Genomic DNA, 6473 nt, shown 5'->3' with positions numbered 1-6473 from the left:
TAAATATATTTGTTGAACTATTTAATTTTAGGATACTCAATAACAGTCTAGTTTTTCCTATACCATTATACCCGTTAATCTTATTTAATCTTCCTCTTTCAAAAGTGAAATTTAGTCCGCTATTAAATCTATTTTGCAAGTAAACTTCACAATCTTTTAACAAGACTTTACCATTACTTATTTCTGGTAATCTTTTATTAGATAAATTTCTCTCCGTATCTTCTTCTATAAGTTCAAAAAATTCTCTTACTCGTTCTATATTTGTCATATTAGATTTGAGCATTACAAACAAATTTGATAAATTTTTAGTAGGGTTCAATGCCATATTTAAATATAAAAAGATTGAAAAAACAGCTCCAATAGTTAAATTTCCTCTTGAAACTTCATATCCTCCATACGCAAAAAGCACTATTATTACTATATAGTATATAGAACTATTCATCACGATGGATAGAGCTGAAAAAAGACCATTTTTATTCAAAATTTTTGAAATTAGGGATATTCGTTTTTTTATACTTTTATCGTTCGATGAATTTTCATAAAAACACTTTGCTGAAAGAATATTGTTATTAAGAAATTCAATACGGTTCGATAATAAATCTCTTTGATGAATCATTTCTTTATTTAAATTATATATCTTATTTCCTATAATTCTATACATCATATAATACACACCTGAAACAATAATAAAAAAAATGAATAGCTTTATACTAAAAAGTAAGATTATAATTATAATACCAATTATTGTTAAAATATCTTTTATTATGTTTATGAACACTTTATTATAAAAGGTTTGAACAATAGGAACATCAGAATTAATAATTTGATTAATATTGTAACTATTTTTATTTTTATTCAAATCTAAACGATATAACTTTGAAATCAGTTTTTTTCTCAATATTTTATTAGAGGTTGCAATAATATTTGTGTCTAGGTAACTTTTTAAAAACTGAAATAATAGATACAGTAAAATTATAAGTGAAAGGTACATAAGTTGGGAATAAGTAAAATTAAATATTTTTTCTGCTAACATAGTATTAACAAATTCACTTACAACCAATGGTATGAATAAATTAAATATAGATATAGAGATTGATAAAACTGTAAAAAGAATTATTTTGTTTTTCTGTAATAAATAATGTTTAGTCAAAAAAATAGTATTTTTATTTTTCATATACTACCCTACTTTAAAAAATCGCTAATATTCTCACCATCATAAAAATAACCATTTGCAGTGTTATCCTCGTTGCCAAAAAAATGGGTTAGCAGTACTTTTCTATTCTCCTCTAACTTTAACAAATCAGAAAAATCATCATCAAAAAAACCAAACCATGGACGGCAACCTAACCCCATTGAGCTAGATAACAAATAAAAATTCTGAGAAATGTGGCCACAATCTAAATATAAAAGTTTATAACCCCTATCTTTATATTTATAAGTTGTTTTATCTATATTTCCTACGCTAACGATTAAAAACGACACCCTATCAATATGTTCATTAGGAAGTAGACATTTTTTTAATTTCTCCCTAAAGTCACCTTTTCTTAAAAGCATTAATTGATTTTCATCTTGATTAAATTTATAAATACCATTTTCAAGATCTATAACGTTAAATACAAAAATATATAAGTCAATTGAGTATTTTCCTCCTGCTGAAGGCACAGGCTTTTTATTCTTCTGTTCAGAAAGTGTAAAGTAAAGCAAATTATAAAGGTATTCTTTCTCAATATAATCTTGATATAAAAATTGAACAGTCGAATGTCTGTTGCTAATGCATCTATCCAATGAATCATTTAGTAAGCCATAATCTGGCTTCACATCGTATTCTTCTAGCCAATAAATTTCACTTTTATCTAAAAAATCATTTGAATGATCTATGTGTAAATTTATATAAGAACTAGGATTTAACTTAGTGTTTTCAATAAAAAGGTTGATATTATAATTCCTATTATTTTTATTAGTAGTCATTTTATTCTCCTTCTCATAATAAATATTATTAACCCATTTAACATAGCCAACTAATTCGAAATACAGCTCTTCTCGACTGGAGAAAGCGGTATCATTTAAGGATTCCATTATGCTAGTTTTAAACGTACTTCAAAGAATTTGTAGGAAATCGCACATTGCTGATACCGAGTATTTGTGTCGATTATTACAGATCACGCCTACTTTCTGGTCCCTTGATCAGCGCGGCTTACTTTAAAATATCATTTTCATCGTATTTTCCGCAATGGAACAAAACATGTAATATCAGCTTTAGCACCACCGGTTAAAGCAGGTGGATTTGGACATAAATGTAGATGACTAAAGTCATTCTTCAGGCTGAAGTCCTGTTCAAAGCTCTTACTTCAAATTTGAATGAACTCAATCTTCAATCCTAACTAAATATGTCGTTCTTTTCTTCACTAAATTGGTTTGCGATATAATTTTTAATTGTTTCTTCATTTACATTTCCAACGGTTGCACAGAAATAACCTCTTGCCCATAAATGCTGACCCCAATACTTCATTTTCAAATCTGAAAATTGATCTTGCAGAAGTCTCGATGATCTTCCTTTTAGATATTGCATTATTTTACATGGGGCAAGACGTGGCGGACACAATATCAATAAATAAATATGATCTTTACCTACACATCCTTGCAAGATTGTTATACCTCTTGTTTCACAACCTTGTCTAGTTACCGCTTAACACCTTAATCTATATTTTGTTACCCAGATAACATGGTACTTGATATCGTAGACTGCGTGACTATTCTTCTTATATCCGTCCATACTTTTCTTCACCTCGTACCCTTAGTATGGACATCAAATGATAAGGCTAAAAGCGGATACCGTCTAAAGACCGTTGAGTTAGACTACGTATTTGGAAACTAAACTCTATTGAGTATGTTCTTCATGTTCTCTTGGGTATTACTACTGATTTTCCACCGATAGCCTTAAATACTCTGTCTAACCAAGTGTAACCTATTCGTTTTAAGGAAATGGATGAGGCATAACATTAAATTCTCCTCCCTCTACCAATTAAAATTATGCCAAAATACTATCTGCTCCTAGCATCATTACTATCTTTCAACCAAAATAAATATATTTACCTAGGACAACATGTGCTATCAACACAAGTACAACCACCACAATTGCTTGCACATCCGCAGTTTCCACCAAGATCAGGCGCTGAATTTGAAAATGTTGATGCTGTATCTTCTCCACTTTCTTCTAAAACTAAATCAAGTTCTTCCATTATTCTCACCTCCTCCTTCCTTTATTATAGTATTCTGATTACTATTTGTAAAGACTTTTCATAATTCCAAGAATCTTACAGTTAGTGAATAAGTATATAGTGTTTGAATAATCAACCTCGTTAAAAGTTATTTAAGTAGACTGAAAAAATTTCAATTATTATATAACCTATTCGATTTGGTTTTTAAAGGTACACTGCGCAAAAGTGATTCAATATTTTATAAGCAAGTATTTATTGTATTTTGCCTAAATGTACTCATTCAAATTAGAACAAATTAATAGTAAACGTACACTTTTACAAGTCAGTCGTTATTAAAAAACTTTCTTATAGAAAACCAAGTTATATTTGGCTTCGAAATATTGAGGAGAAAGATGATTTCTTTATAAGAAAATCAAATCAATTACATTCCACAAAAAAAGCACATATAATTCCTATTTTAATTAGGAGATAGCCAATCAAGATTTCAAATAAAATAATGAGCATAGTATAAAAACCCAAATAATATTCCAATAATAGAAAACAAATAAACACCTAGTAGAACTGGATTAAGCCTTAACTGAAAAACTTTAACTCTATAGTCACTACCTCCTTGATACTTATCTGATATTCTTTGATTATTTTGACTATAATTACCAAAATAAGAAAAAATCCATGTTATGCATAATATTAAGAAACATGTTACAAAAAGGGTATCGATAAAAGTTAAATGATATATTACAGTTATCGTCAAAACTAATAATAGTTGGACGATCATTGTTATCAATACAGTTATCATTTTTCCTGCTTTAATTTTCACTCTGTTTTTCTCTAATTTACCTGCAATATAATCCCATAAGAAAGCAATGAAAACCACCAAAGTTATAAAAGCCCCTACTACTACTATTTTCGTAAGATAATAAATAAAAATCACTCCTTAACTTTATCTGATTACCACCTTGGTACAAAATCAAAATTATAAAAAGTTAATAAGCCTCCATGCAAGTTATATAAGCTATGAAGTATAATAGATGGGATAATAGATTTAGTTTTATACCAAAGGAAAAAAGAAATAAGTGCAAAAAAAACAACTAGAACCGGCTTGTCGATATGCAGTAGAGCAAAAATAACTGACTGAACGATTACTCCCGACCAAATAGGAATAAATCTAGACAAGAAAATGATTATACAAACTCTATTAACTAACTCTTCCCAAACAGGAAATAATATACAAGATGTTAACAAATATAATAGAAATTCTTGAAAAGAGATAAACGTATATCTGATTCCTAAATTATAATTATCAACTAACAGCTCATTCATAAAAAATCCATATTTGAAAAAAATATGGTTCAGATAATAAAAAAGGAAATAAGCCACTGTAATCCACATATAAGTAGACATTTTTTTCATTACTGAAAAATCCAATACTCTCACATACATTTTTCTAATTGGTTTATAAAGGAAGCTAATTAAAATAATAATAAATGCTGAAATTATTTTAAAATTATTTGGATATAAGTAATAAGATGTATTTAAAATGTCTCCTAAACTAAAAATGATTACTACGGCAATTAAATATAAAAATAAAGAAGTTGTTGAAACACCTTCTCCAAGTTTTTTAATATACATCGCACACCTCGTTTTTTAATAATCTAATTTTTCTTCCCTTTGGCAGCGCTATCAATATTATTTAAGTTCTTTGTCTAGCTGGATCAATCCCCTAATTTCTCTTCTCAATGATAAAGTCAATTATAGGAACTTTATGTACGTAGTCTTCTTAGAGTTTTAGATAGATTATTACAGTCGCTACAGAGGAAAATCCTTTTCATGTAATACACTATATACAAAAGAGGAAGTCACCGTCAAGTGTTTTTCGCTCTACGCATTTTTAGTGATCACGATAACAGTTTATTTACCTAAGTTCAACAAATATTGAGCTACCTTCATTGGCAGCTCGGTTTTTGTTTTATTCTTTAAGGATGCCTATTAATAACATACTAAATATAATTAAAAGAGATAATATACTTATATATGAAAAAGGATCAGATTTATTAGGACTGAATCTAGGAAATAAAATGGGAGCTAATCCCATACCAGTAAGCAAAGAAATAATCTCAACCAAACATTCTTTATATGCATAGTCAGAATTGTCATTAAATTAGCGATCAAGAAAAACAAAATGAAAAGGTACCCACCGAAAAAAAATACATAGCTATAATAATTAGAAAGTTCATATCTCATTGGAGGGTCTTCCAGCTTGTATATTTGAAATTTATATAAAAAAAGATAGAGGAGGACAAGAGAAAAGCCGATAAAAAACTTGACCATACGTTTCCTCTAATTTGTTCAGTCAATCTTCTTTTCCAATATAACATTTAATCAGTTTCTTAATTCTAATACATTACAGGTCGGCTGTATTTTGATAATTGTTATTTCCTTTAAAACAATGATTTCTTTACTTTAATAAAAAGGCATTAATTCTGAAGTAAAGCACCCAATCGTTTTAAGTTTAAGAGTTCTAAAAATTAATTATATTTACAAAGCAATTAAGGTTCAATCATAACCACCTGAAGGTTCCGGTAATTCATTGTACTCTTCTTTTATCATAATAATCTCTCGGTGTACAAATTCTACGAAGTTTTTTAATTTATTATCAGGTACTTTGTCACAATCGGATGTAATCCATTCTCTTTGATAAATTTCGCCATTCATTGTAATTTTAAGTTTGTTTACTTCATGAGGATCCGCACATTGAGATTTAGAAGCACTTTCTGCTGAATTCAATATGTCAGCCTCTTTCATTTCCTCGTAAATTGTTTGCATTTCCTCATCTGAAAATTTCATTTCTACCGTTTTATCATCATTCGAAATCATGTTTTTGGTATAGGTATTTTCATATGTGTTTATAATGTCTCTTGCCTCGTAGCCATAATTTAAAACAAAGTTAAAGTCTTCAGGTATTTCTTTAGGGAGATTACTCCCTCCTAGATTGGAACTACACGCCCCCAGCAAAAATAAGCAAGCAACAAGCATTAGTAATGACTTCAATTACTTCCCCCCTTTTATAAGACGATAACATTCTAATAAAAGTTCCTTCTTAAACTCTTCTGCCCGTTAGTTCAAGTACTTTTTTCACAATATTTATAACTCATTTTACCATATATTCCAAACGCCTTCACAAGGTCCATTAAAGCGTTGTAGAGTCTCATAATTATGATGGGAGTGAAAACATCCAGTTTGGGAAAGTGATTCACT

General features: G+C 28.8%; 6 protein-coding genes and 2 pseudogenes. All 8 read right to left on the bottom strand.

All coding sequences use genetic code 11. The annotated features are described in order from the left end of the window. A partial coding sequence (locus SPD53_RS06275) for an ABC transporter ATP-binding protein (protein WP_336251983.1) occupies nucleotides 1–1174 on the bottom strand: 1174 nt, incomplete at its 3' end. Between the two features lie 8 nt (nucleotides 1175–1182). Then, entirely contained in the window at nucleotides 1183–1968 is a 786-nt protein-coding gene (locus SPD53_RS06270) for a SagB/ThcOx family dehydrogenase (RefSeq protein WP_336251982.1), read from the bottom strand. Nucleotides 1969–2103: 135 nt separating this feature from the next. Continuing rightward, a pseudogene (locus SPD53_RS19790) lies at nucleotides 2104–2215 on the bottom strand (IS3-like element IS655 family transposase); the annotation flags it as partial. 162 nt (nucleotides 2216–2377) lie between these two features. Then, nucleotides 2378–2773, bottom strand: a pseudogene (tnpA, locus tag SPD53_RS06265) (IS200/IS605 family transposase). Between the two features lie 316 nt (nucleotides 2774–3089). Continuing rightward, nucleotides 3090–3239 carry a hypothetical protein gene (locus tag SPD53_RS06260; RefSeq protein WP_336251981.1) on the bottom strand — a complete coding sequence of 50 codons (150 nt, stop codon included), beginning with the start codon at nucleotides 3237–3239 and terminating at the stop codon, nucleotides 3090–3092. Between the two features lie 463 nt (nucleotides 3240–3702). Further along, entirely contained in the window at nucleotides 3703–4149 is a 447-nt protein-coding gene (locus SPD53_RS06255) for a hypothetical protein (RefSeq protein WP_336251980.1), read from the bottom strand. Nucleotides 4150–4166: 17 nt separating this feature from the next. Next, the gene (locus SPD53_RS06250; protein ID WP_336251979.1) at nucleotides 4167–4847 is read right to left on the bottom strand and encodes a CPBP family intramembrane glutamic endopeptidase; all 681 of its coding nucleotides are present in this window, start codon (nucleotides 4845–4847) and stop codon (nucleotides 4167–4169) included. Between the two features lie 924 nt (nucleotides 4848–5771). Next, entirely contained in the window at nucleotides 5772–6266 is a 495-nt protein-coding gene (locus SPD53_RS06245) for a hypothetical protein (RefSeq protein ID WP_336251978.1), read from the bottom strand. Nucleotides 6267–6473: the final 207 nt, after the last annotated feature.

It is taken from the genome of Oceanobacillus sp. MO10714A, assembly GCF_037072045.1.
Lineage (GTDB): Bacteria > Bacillota > Bacilli > Bacillales > Amphibacillaceae > Oceanobacillus > Oceanobacillus indicireducens.
The sequence above is the reverse complement of the archived record's forward strand: the minus strand, read 5'-3'. Positions and strand labels throughout refer to the sequence as shown.